Source organism: Sorangium sp. So ce385 (genome assembly GCF_051474135.1).
GTDB classification, from domain to species: Bacteria; Myxococcota_A; Polyangia; order Polyangiales; family Polyangiaceae; genus Sorangium; species Sorangium cellulosum_D.
This window is the reverse complement of sequence record NZ_CP150337.1, coordinates 13,324,909-13,339,940: the sequence shown is the minus strand read 5'-3', so window position 1 is coordinate 13,339,940 and position 15,032 is coordinate 13,324,909. Positions and strand designations below refer to the sequence as shown.

Below are 15,032 nucleotides of genomic sequence, written 5' to 3'. Positions count from 1 at the left end.
TGGACTGATGAGTCCAAATGTCAACCCGGAAGCGGCTCGACCCCAGGCCTGCGCCCGGGGGCGCCTCGGCTCCCCCCGCCGCGGGCTCGCCCGTGAAGCACGCCGCCATCGTGGAGGCGGCGAAGCGCGTGTTCCTGCGCGAGGGCGTCTCGCGCGCGAGCGTCGACACCATCGCCGCCGAGGCGGGCGTGTCGAAGCAGACGATCTACAACCACTTCGGCGACAAGGAGCGCCTGTTCTTCGCGGTGATCGAGGGCGTGCAGGGCGCGGCGTCGGCCGAGCAGGAGCGGGCGCTCGACGAGCTCTTCGCCACCGACGCCGAGCCGGCGGTCGCGCTCGGCCAGCTCGGGCGGCGCCTGCTCGCGTGGGTGTTCCGCGAGGATCTCTCCGCGTTCCGGCGGCTCGTGGTGTCCGAGGTCGCGCGCTATCCGCAGCTCCGCCTCGCGTGGGCTCAGGGTGGGCCGCTGCGGTTCATGATCCGCCTCGTCGGCTACCTGGCGCGCGAGACCGAGCGCGGCCGGCTCGACGTGGCGAAGCCGGAGCGCGCCGCGCGGCAGTTCATCGCGCTCCTCTCGGCGGAGGCGCAGGACGTCTCGGTCTACGGCACGCTCCCGCTCGCGCCGTCGCAGATCGACGCCATCGTCGACGAGAACCTGGAGATGTTCCTCCGCGCGTACGGGCCGCGGCCGAAGCCTCCGGTGAGGCCGCCGGCGGCCCGGAGAGGGAAGAAGAAGCGGGCCGGCGCGTGACGGCGTGACGGCCCGGCGGGGTCGCCGCGTTCAGCGGTCGCCCTGCGGCTTCACCGCCGGCGCGCCCTGGGTCGGTCCGGGGCCGCGCTCGGCCGCTCTCGACGCCGCGGGCACGTTCCCGGTCCCGTTCGGCTGCCGGCCGCCGTCCTCTTGCGCCGCCGTGGACGCCTCGATGGCCACCGGCGGCTTGGGCATGTCGCTCGGCGCCTCGTGCTCGTCAGGCCCCTCCCTCCCGCCCGAGGCGCCCACCGCCGCCTGACGCGCGGCCTCTTTCTTGATCTCCTGGATCTTCCGCTCGTTCATACGCTTCCTCCACGGCAAACGCGCAGCATCGAGATGCGCGCGGCTCAGACCCCGCGCGGGAAGTCGCCCTGCGGCGGGATGCGCGGGTCCTGGGTGGGGTCGGGCGAGGGCGGCTCGGGCTGCTCGGGCCCCGGGTCACCCGGGTTCGGCGGCAGCGGGACCTCCTCGTCGCCGCCGGGTACGTCCGTCTTTGCGAGCTCATGCGTGCGGTTGTTCATGATGCTCCTCCAGTGCAACCGTCGAGCCACCGCGCAGTTCACGCGCATTTGCAATCTTCAAGCCGCAGCGCACGAGCGGCACCGGCTTGACGCCCCGCCCCGGCATCCGTGATCTGCGGCCGGCGTGCTCTCGATCCGCCACGACCCCTTCCCGCTGGAGGCCGCTCGCGACCTGCTCGGCATCGTGCGCGCGCTCTACGCCGCGGCGCGCGCGCGGGGGGCGAGCGTGGCAGATCTCCACGCCATCGCCGCGGTGGGCGACGATCTGCGGCAGGCGATCGCCCTCGCCGCGGCCCACCCGCCCGGCACGCTCGGCTTCTCGTCGGCGTGGACCCGCGCCGAGCGCGCCGCCGCCCGCGTCGGCGAGCTCGCGGACGCGCTCGCGCCCGCGGCGCCGATCGTCCACGCCGCCCTGGCGCGCGTCGGCGGCGGCAAGGCCACGCCCGGCGGGTGAACGCCGTCGGGCCCCGCCGAGGGACGACGTCACACGCCGCCGAGGGACGACGTCACCCCCGGCGAGCGAGCGCCCCCGCGATGGGGTGGTCCGGCGGGATGGGCCAGGCGAGGGCGCGCGAGGCGACCGCGCAGTACGCGGCGAGGCGCTCGCGCGGCACCGGGGCGCGCGCGCCGAGGCGACCGAGGTTGTCGACGAGCAGCTCGAGGCAGCTGTTGCCCACCCGCTCCCCGACGCCGAGCGCCGTGGCGTGGACCCGCTCGACCCCGCACGCCGCCGCCCAGAGCGCGGCGGAGAGGCCGAGCCCGCGGTCGTTGTGGCCGTGCCAGTCGAGCTCGATCCCGGGCGCGCCCAGGGCCGCGAGCTCGCGCCGGGCGAACGCGACCAGCGCCGCCACCCCGGGCGGGGTGACGTGGCCGGTCGTGTCGCAGAGGCAGAGGCGCGCCGCGCCGGCGTCCACCGCGGCGCGGAAGAGCGTGTGGAGCATGCCGGGGGGCGCGCGGGTCGCGTCCTCCGCGACGAGGCAGAAGGGCAGGCCGGCCGCGGCGGCGGCCCGCCCGGCGGCCTCGACGCTGCGGGCCAGGAAATCGGGCCCCCACCCCTCGACGAAATGCCGGATCGGCGAGCTGCCGATGAACGCGTAGACCACCATCGGCGCCCCGGCGCGCTCGGCCACGCGGGCGACCTCCTCGATGTCCGCGGCGGTCGTGCGCGCGGCCGCGGTCAGGGCGAGGGGCAGCCGGGACGAGACGATCTCGCGGGCGAGCAGGCACGCGTCCTCGAACTGGCGCGGCCCGGCCGCGGGGATGCCGAGGTTCACCGCGTCGACGCCGACGCCCGCCATCGCCTGGAGCAGCTCGATCTTCTGCGCGATCGGCGGGTTCACCGTGGAGACGCCCTGGATGCCGTCGCGCAGCGTCTCGTCGAGCACCTCGACCGGCCGGGCCGCGCGCTCGAAGGGCAGCCACGCCTCGTCCTCGGCGCGGGCAGCGGCCCAGGCCTCGGCGGGCACGCCGCCCGGCGGGAGCCGGCGCTCCGCGGGCGCGGGCTCCGCGCGATTCCAGTCGAACTGGGCCGCTGCGCCGGGATCCCGGCCGTCGGTGCTCATGCGCTGCATGTCATGTCGCGGGGGAGCTCGGCGTGGCGCATGCACAGCGCGCCGCGTCGACCGGCGCGGGGGAGAGGTTACTTCATGTCGGCCGTCGGAGCAGGTCCCGATCTCCGGCGGACGCCCGGCCGAGCCGCGATCTGCGCGCGGTGCTCACCGCGCGCCCGGCTCACCGCGCGCCCGGCTCACCGCGCGCCCGGCTCACCGCGCGCCCGGCTCACCGCGCGCCCGGCTCACCGCGCGCCCGGCTCACCGCGCGCCCGGCTCACCGCGCGCCCCGGCTCACCGCGCGCCCGGTTTGCCGGGATCGTCGCTCCAGACGTTGGCGTTGTCGTGCGCCTCGAGCGGGCCGCGCTGCGGGCGGACGACGCAGAAGCGATGGCCCGTCGGCGCCTCCATCACCCACCAGCGCTTGATGAACTCCACGCGCCGCGCCCCGAGCGCCTCGAGCCGCCGCACCTCGGCGTCGAGGTCGTCCGTCTCGATGTCGAGGTGCGTCCGGCTCGGGTGCTCGACCTGCTGCAGCAGCATGATGAGCTCATCGTCCCGCGTCTCGATCTCGCGGTAGCCGCTGTCGACCGGCGCGTTCTTCCTGACGGGCTTGCCGAGCGCGCGGCTCCAGAAATCCGCCGCGGCGTCGATGTCCTCCACCTTGCAGTCAATCACGAGAGCACAAAGGCGACTCCGGTGCATGCGATCTCCCTCCTGCCGGATGGCGCAGCGACCTTACGCGGCGCCGCCAGGGGCGTCTCCCCCAAAAACCAGCGCGCCGGCGCACCGGCGCAGGGCGATCCATCGCCGGCGGGCGTCCGGATCTTGCCGAAGAGACCCGCTTTGCGTGCGGGCAGTGGCATCGTAAAAAGCTGTTCCAGGAGCGACCTGCTGCTCCGGGACACCTGCCGCTTCAGGAGCTTCGATGACGTACATGCCTCGCTTGCTGACGAACTCGCTGGCGCTCTTCACCCTCGCGCTCTGCGCCGGTTGCTCGCCCTCCGAGCGGAACTTCGCGACGGGCACGGGCGGTCAAGGCGGCGACGCCGGCCACGGCGGCGCGGGCGGCGCGGGCGCCGGAGGCGGCGCGGGCGGTACGGGCGGCAAGGGCGACGCGTGCGCCTCGCCGGACGACTGCCCCGCGGCGGAGAACCAGACGCCGACGTGCAAGGCGGGCGTCTGCGGCGTCACCTGCGACGCCGGCTTCCTGGACTGCGACGTCGCGGCCCCGGGCTGCGAGACGCGCGCGAACGACATCGAGCACTGCGGCGCCTGCGGCAACCGCTGCGCGACCTCGTGCGTGGAGGCCGACGAGGGCGCCTTCTGCAACGACCCGGTCGAGATCTCGGCCGGGTTCGCCCACACGTGCGTGCTCCGGCGGGACGGCAGCGTCTGGTGCTGGGGCAGGAATTCGTTCTCCGAGTCGGGGAAGCCGGACAGCGAGCCGGTCGTCCCCGTGCCGGCGCAGGTCGCCCTCCCCGGCAAGGCCCTGCACGTGGCGGCGGGCGGCGGGTTCTCGCGCGATGACGAGTCGCTCCCTGCCCACTCGTGCGCGATCATGGAGGACACGACGGTCACCTGCTGGGGGCGCGGCACGCTGGGACAGCTCGGCAACGGCTCCTTCCACGCGTCGCGCGAGCCGACGCGGGTGCCGAGCCTGATCAACATCGTGCAGCTCTCGCTCGGCACGGCGCACTCGTGCGCGGTGAAGACGGGCGACGAGCTCTACTGCTGGGGCGCCGACGACGAGGGCCAGCTCGGCAACGGGGAGCTGCCGCAGACCGCCACCCCGGTGTTCATCCGGAGCGACATCCGGCAGGTCGCCGCCGGCCAGGAGCACACCTGCGCCATCAAGGCGTCCGACGGAGGCCTGCTCTGCTGGGGCCGGAACTTCGACGGGCAGCTCGGCTTCGGCGGGGCCCGCGAGAACGCCACCTCTGCGGTGGAGGTCGCGGCGCCGCTCACCGCGGGGGTCGACGAGGTGGCCGCGGGCGACAGGCACACCTGCGCGCGCAAGGGCGTGGAGGTCTACTGCTTCGGCAACGACTACAACGGCGCGGTGGGCGCCGACCGCTACGGGCCCGTGCCAGAGCCCACGCTCGTCGCCGTGCCTCAGGCCGCGACCATCGACGTCGGCCGCGAGCGGAGCGGCGCGGTGTCCGGCGCCGCGCGGGGCCTCAAGATGTGGGGCGTCGGCGCCCTCGGCCACGGGAAGCCAGGGCTGTCGTCGCAGCCGGTCGACGTGCCCATCGACGGCGTGGCGCAGCTCGCCGCCGGCTATCACCACACGTGCGTGCTGCGGACGACCGGCGAGGTGCTCTGCTGGGGCGAGAACGTCCACGGACAGCTCGGCGTGGGCGTCGACGTCGTCGAGGAGCAGCTGTCGCCGGTCGCGGTCAGGCTCGCGCCCTGAGCGCGAGCGCGGCGTAAGGGTCTTCCCGACCGGCCCCGCTTTCCGTGCGGGGAGCGGCGACGTACAAGGCCGATCCAGGAGCGACCTGCTGCTCCGGGAACCTACCGCTTCAGGAGCTTCGATGACGCCCACGCCCCGCTCGATGACGACCTCGCTGGCGCTCCTCACCCTCGCGCTCTGCGCCGGCTGCTCGCCCTCCGAGCGGAACTTCGCGGCGGGCGCGGGCGGCGCGGTCGGCGGCGCCGGCCAGGGCGGCGCGGGTGCCGGCGGCGGCGCGGGCGGCCAGGGCGAGGCGTGCTCCTCGCCGGAGGACTGCCCCGCCGCGGAGCACCAGACGGCGACGTGCGAGGCGGGCCGCTGCGGCGTCGCCTGCGACGACGGCTTCCTGGACTGCGACGCCGCGGCCCCGGGCTGCGAGACGAGCGCGAGCGCCCACGAGCACTGCGGCGCCTGCGGCACCCGCTGCGCGACGGCGTGCGCGGCGGGCGACGAGGGCGCCTTCTGCAACGACCCGGTCGAGATCTCGGCCGGGTTCGCCCACACCTGCGCGCTCCGGCGGGACGGCAGCGTGTGGTGCTGGGGCAGGAACACGTTCGGCGAATCGGGGAGGTCGGAGAGCGAGCCGGTCGTCCCCCTGCCAGCGCAGGTCCCCCTTCCGGGCAAGGCCCTCCACGTGGCGGCGGGCGGCGGGAACTCGAGCGCGACCGAGCTCGGCGTGAACCCCGCGCACACGTGCGCGATCCTGGAGGACACGACGGTCACCTGCTGGGGGAGCGGCACGGTGGGGCAGCTCGGCGACAACGGCTTCCACCCGGCCAGCGCGCCGGTGTGGGTGAACGGCCTGATCGACGTCGTGCAGCTCTCGCTCGGCGCGGCGCACTCGTGCGCGGTGAAGACGGGCGACGAGCTCTACTGCTGGGGCGCCGACGACCAGGGCCAGCTCGGCAACGGGAGCGACGTGATGCAGACGGTCTATCCCGAACCGGTCCTGATCCGGAGCGACGTCCGGCGGGTCGCGGCCGGCCAGGAACACACCTGCGCCATCAGGGCCTCTGACGGAGGCCTCCTCTGCTGGGGCCGGAACTCCGACGGACAGCTCGGCATCGGGTCGCAGGACGACGTGCACTCCCCGGTGGACGTGGACCCGCCCCTCGGCGCGGGCGTCGACGAGGTGGCCGCGGGCGACCGGCACACCTGCGCGCGCAAGGGGGTGGAGGTCCACTGCTTCGGCAACGACGCCAACGGCGCGGTGGGCATCGGCTACTTCGAGCCCGTGCCGGTGCCCAAGCTCGTCGTGCTGCCGCAGGCGTTGCACATCGGCGCGGGCCTCGAGCGGAGCGGCGCGGTGACCGGCGAAGCGCGGCGGCTCGCGATGTGGGGGGCTCCGCACCTCGGCGACGGCAGCTCGATGCGCTCTCCGCAGCCCGTCTACGCGGACATCGACGGGGTAGCGCAGCTCGCCGTCGGCCATCATCACACGTGCGCGCTGAAGACGACCGGCGAGGTCCTCTGCTGGGGGTACAACAACGAGGGGCAGCTCGGCGTCGGCCTGGACGTCGCGGAGCAGCCGTCGCCGGTCGCGGTCCGGCTCGCGCCGCCCTGAGCGCGAGCGCCCGCGGCCGCCGCGCCGTTCCGCCGGAGAGCGCGGGGCTCTCCTCGCGACAAGGGCCGTGTCCGGCGGTAGAGTTGCCGCCCTTTCCACCCAGGATGAGACGATGAAGACAACCTCGCTCCGTTTCGCGCTCGCGCTGGGCGCCCTGCTCCTCTCCGCCGCCGGGTGCGAGGAGAAGAAGACGACGACCGCGGCCGAGGGGAGCGCGGAGGGCCAGGTCGCGAAGCTCTCGGTCGCGTCGTACGACCCCACCCGCGAGCTCTACCAGGAGCTCAATCCGGCGTTCGAGCGGTGGTACAAGCAGAAGACCGGCAGGGACGTCGACGTGGAGACCGATCACGGCCCGTCGGGCAAGCAGGCGCGCGACATCGCCGCCGGCAAGGAGACCGACGTGGCCGCCCTGTCGGTCGACTTCGACGTCGACACCATCGCCAAGGCGGGCCTGCTGCCCGCGACCTGGCGCGATCGGCTGCCGAACGGCTCGGTGCCGTACACGTCGGCCGTCATCTTCCTGGTCCGCAAGGGCAACCCCAAGCAGGTGAAGGCCTGGGAGGACCTCGCGCGGCCCGAGGTGGTGTCGCTGTGCCCGGATCCGAAGACCGGCGGCGGGGCGCGGTGGATCTACCTGTCGACCTGGGCGCACGCCGCGCGCAAGGCGAAGGCCGAGGGCCGGAACGACGCCGAGGCGGAGGCCGCGGCGCGCGAGTTCACGGCCAAGGTCTACGACGACGCCATCCTCGACCCGGCCATGCGCGGCTCGTCGACGCGCTTCATCGTGCAGCGCACGGGCGACGTCCTCTTCGGCTGGGAGAACGAGATCCTCCAGATCGCGGCCGATCCGGCGACGGCCGACCAGTTCGAGGTCGTGGTCCCCTCGGACTCGATCACGATCGAGGTCCCCCTCGCGGTCGTCGACAAGGTCGCCGAGCGGCACGGCGTCAAGGACATCGCCGAGGCGTACGTGGAGTTCCACTTCTCCGACGAGGGCCAGGAGCTCATCGCGAAGCGCTACAACCGCCCGTACAGCGAGGCGATCGCGAAGAAGCACGCGGATCGGCTGAGGCCCCTCACGCTGTTCCGGTTCAAGGACCATTTCACCGACTGGCCGACCGTGATGAGCGTCCATTTCGGCCAGGGGGCCGAGCTCGACAAGATGCGGAAGAAGTGATGTCGCGCGGCGCGCGCGTGCTCCCCGGGTTCTCGCTCTCCCTGGGCGTCGCGGTGCTCTACCTGAGCCTCGTCGTCCTCCTGCCGCTCTCTGCCCTGTTCCTGAAGACGGCGGAGCTCGGCTGGGGTCGCTTCTTCGCGGTGATCACGAGCGGCTGGGTCACCGCGGCGGTCCGGTTCACGCTGGGCGCCTCGGTCGCCGCGGCGCTCATCAACGTCGTCGTCGGCCTGCTCATCGCGTGGGTGCTCGGCCGGTACACCTTCCCGTTCGCGCGCCTCATCGACGCGGTGATCGACCTGCCGTTCGCGCTCCCCACGGCCGTGGCCGGGATCGCGCTCTCCACGCTGTACGCCGAGGGCGGTTTGCTCGGCAGGGCGCTCTCCAGCGTGGGATTCCGGTACCCGTGGCCCGTCTGGCGGGGGTTCGCGGCCGGGTGGCGCGAATCGCCGATCGCGTGGACGGTGTACGACCGGATCTCCCTAGCGCCGCTCGGCGTGGTGATCGCGATGGCCTTCGTCGGCCTGCCGTTCGTCGTGCGCACGGTGCAGCCGGTGATCGAGGACCTGAGCCGCGACGTCGAGGAGGCGGCGGCGACGCTCGGCGCCAGCCGATTCAAGATCTTCCGCGCCGTGGTCCTGCCCGAGCTCGCGCCGGCGCTCCTCACCGGGTTCGCGCTGGCGCTCGCGCGCGGCCTCGGCGAGTACGGGTCGGTGATCTTCATCTCGGGCAACCGGCCGGACACCGAGATCGCGTCTCAGGTGATCATCAAGATGATCGAGGTGAACGAGACGGGCACCTACGCCGACGCGACGGCGGTCGCGGTCCTCTTGCTCGGGGCGTCGTTCGCGCTCCTCCTCGCGATCAACCTGCTCCAGCGCGCCGCCGCGCGCGCCCACACGGGCAGGGCGGCGGGCTGACGCCCGCGGCCGGTGGACCCGAGTCGAGCGATGCTCGCCCCCCGCTCCCAGGCAGGCCGCGACGACACCGCCGGTGGCCGCGGGGCGCGCCGGCTGCTGATCGGCCTGTGCGTGCTGCTCGTCGGCGTGTTCCTCGTCCTGCCGCTCGGGGTGGTGTTCTGGCACGCCTTCAGCGAGGGCCTGCGCGCCTATGGACAGGCGGTCTTCGATCGCGCGACGTTCCGCGCGGCGGCGCTCACGCTCCTCACCACGGCCGTCGCGGTGCCGCTCAACACGCTGTTCGGCGTCGCGGCGGCGTGGGCCATCACCAAGTTCGAGTTCCGGGGCAGGAGCCTGCTCGTCACCCTGATCGATCTGCCGTTCTCGATCTCGCCGGTGGTCGCCGGGCTGTGCTTCGTCCTGCTCTTCGGGGCCAACGGGTTCTTCGGGGCGTTCGTGAACCGGACCTACACGGTGAGCCTCGGGTTCACGAGCCTCGACGTCTCCACCCGGGTCATCTTCGCCTTGCCCGGCATCGTGCTCGCCACGGTGTTCATCACCTTCCCGTTCGTCGCGCGCGAGCTCATCCCGCTGATGCAGGCCCAGGGGAGCGAGGAGGAGCAGGTGGCCCGCGTCCTCGGCGCGAACGGGTGGCAGATCTTCTGGCGCGTCACGCTGCCCAACATCCGGTGGGGCCTCCTTTATGGCGTCATCCTCTGCACCGCCCGGGCGATGGGCGAGTTCGGCGCCGTGTACGTGGTCTCCGCGGGCTCGTCGGATCAGGTGACGCTGCCGCTCCACGTCGAGCGCGTCTATTATGCCAACATGGTCCGCGTCGTGCCCGCGTTCGCCGTCGCCAGCCTCCTCGCCGGCGTGTCGGTGATCACGCTGGCCGTGAAGGCGGCGGTGGAGTGGCGGTTCAAGGGCGAGCTGAGGAAGAAGGACGGCGGATAGATCGGAGTTGCCGAGGCGCGGAGTCGCCCTCAGCAGCGGGCGAGGTCCTCGAGCATCTCGGCGGCTTCGGCGGAGAGCTCCACGCCGTCGAGGCCGCTGACGAACTCGCTCCACGCGGCGGCGTCGCCCTGCGTCAGCGCGAAGGCGACGCACACCACCCATCCATCGAACGGCGTCGTCGACGCCGTGCGCAGCTGCTGGCTCAGGGCGGCCAGGGCCTCCGCGTTCTCCGCCGCGGTGGGCGCCATCGTGCGGCTCAGCCCTGTGAGCGCCTCGGAGAGGAGATCGGGCACCTCCGTGGACGCGACGATCTCGGAGAAAAAGGCGCGGAAGGCGGGGAAATCCTCCGGCGGAGCGCGATCGGCCTCGGTGCGGATCCGGGTCGTGGCGAGCGAGCGCGCGCGCAGCGAGCTGGACTGCCTGGCGACGTTCCCCCAGGACGACAGCACCGTTTCGAGCGGCAGGTCGAAGTTGTACAGGAACCTCAGGTGCGCGTCGGAGAGATCGCCGGCCGGGGGCCCCGCCGCGAGCGCTGACCACTCGTCCGCGTAGAGCGCCAGCACGTCGACGACCTCGCCGCACGCCCCGTACTCCAGCCACGGCGTGAACTCGGTCCACCGCGCGTAGGGAGGCCCCGCGAGCAGCCGCGCGAGCGCGCTCGACCACGCCGCCCGCAGCGCTGGATCCAGCGCCGGATCCGCGGCCCGAATGCACGCCACCCAGACCGCCATGGCCTTGGCGTCCTCAGCGTCGAGGCCGGCGAGGAAGGCCGCGAACGCGTCCGGGGTCACGGGCTCCGGCAAGCCGGCGCCGACGACGGCCGTCTGGTGGACGCCGCCGGCCTCGAGGAGGCGCGCGACCTGCGAGGGGCTCGTGGGAAGGCGAAACGAGGCGAGGCGCGCCGGGAGGTCGTCCGGTTGCAGGCTGAAATCGACCAGGTGGTGCCAGGAGACGTGGCGGTCGAGCGGGTCGAGGATCAGCAGCTCGCCCTCCCGCTGCGGGGCGACGTCCACGCCCTGGTCGACTTCGAGCACCTGCGAGCGCGTCGCGCCGTCGTCCGCGATCCAGAGGAGATCGATCGGCGCAACCAGCGCCCCATCCGGATCGCGCAACGTCACGAGCACGCCGCCGGAGGGCGACCGCCCGAGATCGAGGTGCGGGAGCGCGCTGGCCCGGACCGCCCGCCGCGCGCGGGCGGCCGCGTCGGGGCCGAGGGGCCCCGCGAAGGCGTCGAGGAACTCGTCCGTACCGATGGCGCCGAAGCGGTGGTCGTCGAGGACGTCGCGCAGCGTGCCCCAGAAAGCCTCCTCCCCGACGAGGCTCCGGATCTGGGTGAGCAGCCACGCAGCGCGGCCGTAGGGCCCGGACGTGTACTTATCGGCGGGAGCGCGGTCCGGATCCACGATGGGGTTGTGCGACCCGGCCGAGAAGGAGTCGCCGTTCAGCGTTCCCTCGCCGCTCTCATCCAGGTAGACGCGCGCGCCCTCGCTGGCGAGCAACGTCGCCATGCCCTCCTTGATCCACAGATCGTCCCAGCTCTCGACCGTCACGAGGTCGCCGAACCACTGGTGGCCGATCTCGTGGATCGTGAGCATCAGGTCTTCGGAGATCGTCGGAGCGGTGCTCCCGAGCTCCCCCTGGAAGCTGATGCCGAGGTTCTCGATGCCCCCGCCGAACTCCGGCACGAGCACCACCGCGTACTTCTCGAAGGGATAGGGCACGAGCAGCTCCTCGAAGAGGCCGATCGAGCGAACCACCTCGTCGAGCAGGCGGCCGTAGTCGCCCGGGACGCCGCGCCGGTGCCAGACCGAGACGGGGAGGCTCCCCTTCATCGTGCCCTCCACCTCGAAGTCGCCGATGGCGAAGGCCATGAGGTAGATCGGCACCGTGTAGTCCGTCGCGTACTTCATGCGACGGCCCGACGCGCCCCGCTCGTCGGAGACGAGCGTGCCGTTGGCGATCATCGTCTCGTGCGCGTCCATCGCGAGGTCGATGGAGAAGACGGCGCGGTCCTCGGGCGTGTTGTGGCACGGCATCCAGAGCGCGGCGTTGAGCGGCTCCGAGATCGTGTAGACCGCGCGCGACGCGGCGGGGTCCCCCCAGCGGGCGGGGATCGCGCGGAGCGCCGCGCTCCCGGCGGCCTCGTAGTCGATCTCGAGCGTGATCGCCTGGTCCGCCGCGATGCCGGGCACGCGCGAGACGTCGATGCGGAGCGCCCCGGGCTCGGCGTCGACCGCGTAGGGCAGGTCGGCGCCCCCGGCCAGCCGGACCGCCTTGACCTCGGCCACCGCGCTGTCGAGGCGCAGAGAGCGCAGGCCGTCGTCGCCCGGCAGGAGCGTCACCGCGACCGTCGCGACGAGCCGCTCCCGGCTCCAGTCGAACTCTCCCGTCACCTCGTAGCGCTGGACGTCGATCGCCGCGCCCGCCGGCGGCTCGGGCTCGGGCGGCCCGGTGTCGGGCGGCGGCTGCTGCGTGTCGTCGGGCGGCGATTGCCCTGGAGCGACGGGATCGGCGCCGGAGCACGCGGCCGCGAGCGCCGCCAGGAGGATGGCGGCGAGGCGCGCCCCCGGGCGGACAAGGGATCTGGCAAGGTCCATTCGAACACCTCGATGGAGGAAGAAGAAGCCGTGGACCTCCGCCGATTGGCTCCTCTCCCCGCCGATTTCGTGCTCCTCGCACGGCGAGCGCAGATCGAGGGCGCGGGGCACCGCGCGTGGAGGCTCGTGGACGCGGGATCGACGCGCGGCGGGCCGGGACCATCGCCTTATCCGTCTGTGCCGGTGTAGGTCGGCGTGGACGATGAAGCCCTCGCACCCGGGCTCCCCGCCGGCGCCTCTCCGGATGTCGCGCGAAGGCGGGCGCGAGCTCCGCGATGCGTGCTGACTCGAGGAGACGTGCAAGGAGCGGGCAACCCATGTAAAAGAGAATGACCGTGAGAAAGTCCTTTTCGCCCTCCTGGAGCCGGCCCGGTCCGCTCGCGATGTCCATTGCGCTGCTCGTCGCCTGCGGCGACGCCGCGGAGGATCCCCGGCCGGACGGCAGCAGCGCGGTCAGCTCGGGCGCGGGCGGCTCCGGCGGCGACGCAGGGGCCGCCGGCTCCGGCGGGCTGGGCGGCGCGGGCGGTGGGACGGGCGCCGGCGGCTCCGGCGGTACCGGCGGCTCCGGCGGCACCGGCGGGGAGGAGCCGCCGCCCGATCCTGCGGCGCCGCTCTTCGCTGGAACGAGCGTCCCGCGGTTCGAGATCGCGCTGTCGCAGGTGTCGATCGATCGGCTCAACGCCGAGCCCGAGGACTACGTCCCCGGGGAGCTCACGGTGACCGTCGACGGCGAGGTGATCGAGCTCGCCGACGTCGGCGTGCGGCTCAAGGGCGTCCACGGCTCGTTCCGGACCCTGGACCAGAAGGCCGCATTCCTGCTGAAATTCGACGAGTTCACCGACGACCAGACCCTGCTCGGGGTGGAGAAGCTCGCGCTCAACAACATGGTTCAGGACCCGAGCATGATCCACGAGCGCCTGGCCTATGCGCTGTTCCGCGCGATGGACGTGCCCGCGCCGCGCTCGGCCCACGCGACGGTCTGGGTGAACGGCTCGCTCTACGGCCTGTATGCCACCGTCGAGACCGCGGATAACCCTCGCTTCCTCGATCGATGGTTCGGCGGCCACAAGGGCAGCCTGTACGAGGGGGCTTACGGGAGCGATCTCGAGCGCTCGAGCATCGCGACCTTCGACCAGGACAACGGCGACGACGTCGGGTTCGCCGATCTGGTGGAGCTTGTGGAGGCGCTCGACGAGATGGAGAGCCCGGACACGTTCCTCGCCGAGGCGTCGCGGCGCATCGACATGGAGCGGTACCTCGCGTTCGCGGCCGCGGAGACCTTCATCGGCCACTGGGACGGTTATGCCTGGTATCGCAACAACTACTTCATCGCGCGGCGCCCGGACGATGGCCGCTGGACCTTCTTGCCGTGGGGCGTCGACCAGACCTTCGTGGACCCTCTCTATCCCTTCGGCGGCGAGGCCCGACTCCAGCGGATGTGCACCGCCTCACCGCCGTGCCTGCAGGCGCTCGCCGCGACGTTCGAGCGCGTCCTCGAGCGCGCGTCGGCGCTCGACCTCGTGAGCGACGCCGAGGCGGCGCGCGACCTCATCTGGGCCGACGTGCTCGCGGATCCGCGCCGGGAGGTGAGCGCCGATGTCGTCGCGTCGCAGATCGACGCCACCATCGCCTTCCTGAACGACCGCCCGGCCGACGTGCGGGCGTCGCTCGCCTGCGCGGACCCTGCCGGGGTCGACGCGGACGGCGACGGCTCGTCCGGCTGCGGGGACGACTGCGACGACGGCGATGCCTCGGTGCACCCGGGCGCCCCCGAGCTGTGCGACCTGATCGACAACAACTGCGATGGGCGCGTGGACGACGACCCGTCGTGCCCGCCTTGCGGCCTGCTGGCGCTCCCGGAGGGCGGCTCCCTGGCGCTCTGCTTCGCGCCCGCGACATGGGAGGACGCGGAGCTCGACTGCGTCGCGCAGGGCGGGCACCTCGTGTCCATCCACGACGCGGAGACGCAGGATCTCGTGGTCTCGCGCACCGACGCGATCCAGCCGGGCGACTACTGGATCGGGCTCACCGACGCCGAGTCCGAGGGAGACTTCGCGTGGACCGACGGCACACCGTACGACGACGAGCGCTGGGCCGGCGGCGAGCCGAACAACGCCGGCGACGGGGAGAACTGCGTGGAGATCGCGAGCTGGGCCAGCGGGCTGTGGAACGACATGCCCTGCGACGCCGAGCTGCCCTACGTGTGCAGGCTGCCTTGACGAGGGCCGCCGGCGGCCTGGCCGCAGAGGCCCTCCAAGCCGGGCCGCGCCGCTGGCCTGCGACGGGAGATCTGCGCGAGCCGCTCGTCCGCTCGTGAGTCGACGGAGCTGCGCCGCCGTTGCGGCGCCAGGCCGGAGGTGAATACAGTGCCCGCGTGATCCCCCCTCGTCAGCAGGCTGTCTTGTTCAACCGTGCCCCCTCGCGCGCGCTCGCTCCAGGTCGCGCTGCCCTCTCGACTTCGCTCGCCGCGCTCCTCGCCTGCGCAGCGGCCTGCGGCCCGGCCGCGCCGGCGAACGAGCCGCCCCAACCGTCCTCGGATTCCGCGAACCCCGCACCCGCCGCTGTCCCC

The 15,032-nt window shown here is 73.2% G+C and carries 13 protein-coding genes; 8 read left to right on the top strand and 5 right to left on the bottom strand.

The features are described from left to right. Nucleotides 1-17 precede the first annotated feature (17 nt). Nucleotides 18-749: a TetR/AcrR family transcriptional regulator gene (locus tag WME83_RS48795; RefSeq protein ID WP_437316556.1), complete on the top strand. Its 732-nt coding sequence runs from the start codon at nucleotides 18-20 to the stop codon at nucleotides 747-749. 30 nt (nucleotides 750-779) lie between these two features. Here the strand turns inward: WME83_RS48795 and WME83_RS48790 are convergent, their stop codons facing one another. Further along, on the bottom strand, nucleotides 780-1,052 hold the full coding sequence (locus WME83_RS48790; protein ID WP_437316555.1) for a hypothetical protein: 273 nt from the start codon (nucleotides 1,050-1,052) through the stop codon (nucleotides 780-782). Nucleotides 1,053-1,096: 44 nt separating this feature from the next. Beyond that, entirely contained in the window at nucleotides 1,097-1,270 is a 174-nt protein-coding gene (locus WME83_RS48785; protein WP_165374560.1) for a hypothetical protein, read from the bottom strand. Between the two features lie 124 nt (nucleotides 1,271-1,394). Between WME83_RS48785 and WME83_RS48780 the strand changes: the two genes are divergently transcribed. Then, nucleotides 1,395-1,724, top strand: coding sequence for a hypothetical protein (locus tag WME83_RS48780; RefSeq protein WP_129580459.1), 330 nt, complete (start codon nucleotides 1,395-1,397; stop codon nucleotides 1,722-1,724). A gap of 52 nt (nucleotides 1,725-1,776) precedes the next feature. Here WME83_RS48780 and WME83_RS48775 read toward each other — a convergent pair whose 3' ends face one another. Further along, nucleotides 1,777-2,832: a 2-isopropylmalate synthase gene (locus tag WME83_RS48775; RefSeq protein WP_437316554.1), complete on the bottom strand. Its 1,056-nt coding sequence runs from the start codon at nucleotides 2,830-2,832 to the stop codon at nucleotides 1,777-1,779. A gap of 282 nt (nucleotides 2,833-3,114) precedes the next feature. Further along, nucleotides 3,115-3,525 (bottom strand): VOC family protein, encoded by a 411-nt coding sequence (locus WME83_RS48770; protein ID WP_437316553.1) that lies wholly within the window; start codon nucleotides 3,523-3,525, stop codon nucleotides 3,115-3,117. A gap of 223 nt (nucleotides 3,526-3,748) precedes the next feature. On the opposite strand from WME83_RS48770, the gene WME83_RS48765 reads away from it, so the two are divergent. The 5 genes from WME83_RS48765 to cysW all read left to right on the top strand — a co-directional run bounded on the left by WME83_RS48765 (nucleotide 3,749) and on the right by cysW (nucleotide 9,866). Continuing rightward, complete coding sequence (locus WME83_RS48765) at nucleotides 3,749-5,236, top strand: hypothetical protein (protein WP_437316552.1); 1,488 nt, start codon at nucleotides 3,749-3,751, stop codon at nucleotides 5,234-5,236. A 121-nt stretch (nucleotides 5,237-5,357) separates the two neighbouring features. Next, nucleotides 5,358-6,839 carry a hypothetical protein gene (locus WME83_RS48760; RefSeq protein ID WP_437316551.1) on the top strand — a complete coding sequence of 494 codons (1,482 nt, stop codon included), beginning with the start codon at nucleotides 5,358-5,360 and terminating at the stop codon, nucleotides 6,837-6,839. Between the two features lie 112 nt (nucleotides 6,840-6,951). Beyond that, nucleotides 6,952-8,016, top strand: a complete 1,065-nt coding sequence (locus WME83_RS48755; RefSeq protein ID WP_437316550.1) for a sulfate ABC transporter substrate-binding protein — start codon at nucleotides 6,952-6,954, stop codon at nucleotides 8,014-8,016. After that, on the top strand, nucleotides 8,016-8,933 hold the full coding sequence (locus WME83_RS48750; RefSeq protein WP_437316549.1) for an ABC transporter permease: 918 nt from the start codon (nucleotides 8,016-8,018) through the stop codon (nucleotides 8,931-8,933). The genes WME83_RS48755 and WME83_RS48750 overlap by 1 nt, the downstream gene beginning before the upstream one ends. A 30-nt stretch (nucleotides 8,934-8,963) precedes the next feature. Then, nucleotides 8,964-9,866, top strand: coding sequence for a sulfate ABC transporter permease subunit CysW (gene cysW, locus WME83_RS48745; RefSeq protein ID WP_437316548.1), 903 nt, complete (start codon nucleotides 8,964-8,966; stop codon nucleotides 9,864-9,866). 29 nt (nucleotides 9,867-9,895) lie between these two features. Here the strand turns inward: cysW and WME83_RS48740 are convergent, their stop codons facing one another. Next, complete coding sequence (locus WME83_RS48740) at nucleotides 9,896-12,463, bottom strand: M1 family metallopeptidase (protein WP_437316547.1); 2,568 nt, start codon at nucleotides 12,461-12,463, stop codon at nucleotides 9,896-9,898. Between the two features lie 335 nt (nucleotides 12,464-12,798). On the opposite strand from WME83_RS48740, the gene WME83_RS48735 reads away from it, so the two are divergent. Continuing rightward, nucleotides 12,799-14,682, top strand: a complete 1,884-nt coding sequence (locus WME83_RS48735; protein WP_437316546.1) for a CotH kinase family protein — start codon at nucleotides 12,799-12,801, stop codon at nucleotides 14,680-14,682. Nucleotides 14,683-15,032: the final 350 nt, after the last annotated feature.

What these genes read in the sequence shown, in the direction of transcription:
- WME83_RS48795 (WP_437316556.1), top strand. Translation starts at nt 18, where the DNA reads ATGTCAACCCGGAAGCGGCTCGACCCCAGGCCTGCGCCCGGGGGCGCC.
- WME83_RS48790 (WP_437316555.1), bottom strand. Translation starts at nt 1,052, where the DNA reads ATGAACGAGCGGAAGATCCAGGAGATCAAGAAAGAGGCCGCGCGTCAG.
- WME83_RS48785 (WP_165374560.1), bottom strand. Translation starts at nt 1,270, where the DNA reads ATGAACAACCGCACGCATGAGCTCGCAAAGACGGACGTACCCGGCGGC.
- WME83_RS48775 (WP_437316554.1), bottom strand. Translation starts at nt 2,832, where the DNA reads ATGAGCACCGACGGCCGGGATCCCGGCGCAGCGGCCCAGTTCGACTGG.
- WME83_RS48770 (WP_437316553.1), bottom strand. Translation starts at nt 3,525, where the DNA reads ATGCACCGGAGTCGCCTTTGTGCTCTCGTGATTGACTGCAAGGTGGAG.
- WME83_RS48765 (WP_437316552.1), top strand. Translation starts at nt 3,749, where the DNA reads ATGACGTACATGCCTCGCTTGCTGACGAACTCGCTGGCGCTCTTCACC.
- WME83_RS48760 (WP_437316551.1), top strand. Translation starts at nt 5,358, where the DNA reads ATGACGCCCACGCCCCGCTCGATGACGACCTCGCTGGCGCTCCTCACC.
- WME83_RS48755 (WP_437316550.1), top strand. Translation starts at nt 6,952, where the DNA reads ATGAAGACAACCTCGCTCCGTTTCGCGCTCGCGCTGGGCGCCCTGCTC.
- WME83_RS48750 (WP_437316549.1), top strand. Translation starts at nt 8,016, where the DNA reads ATGTCGCGCGGCGCGCGCGTGCTCCCCGGGTTCTCGCTCTCCCTGGGC.
- cysW (WP_437316548.1), top strand. Translation starts at nt 8,964, where the DNA reads ATGCTCGCCCCCCGCTCCCAGGCAGGCCGCGACGACACCGCCGGTGGC.
- WME83_RS48740 (WP_437316547.1), bottom strand. Translation starts at nt 12,463, where the DNA reads ATGGACCTTGCCAGATCCCTTGTCCGCCCGGGGGCGCGCCTCGCCGCC.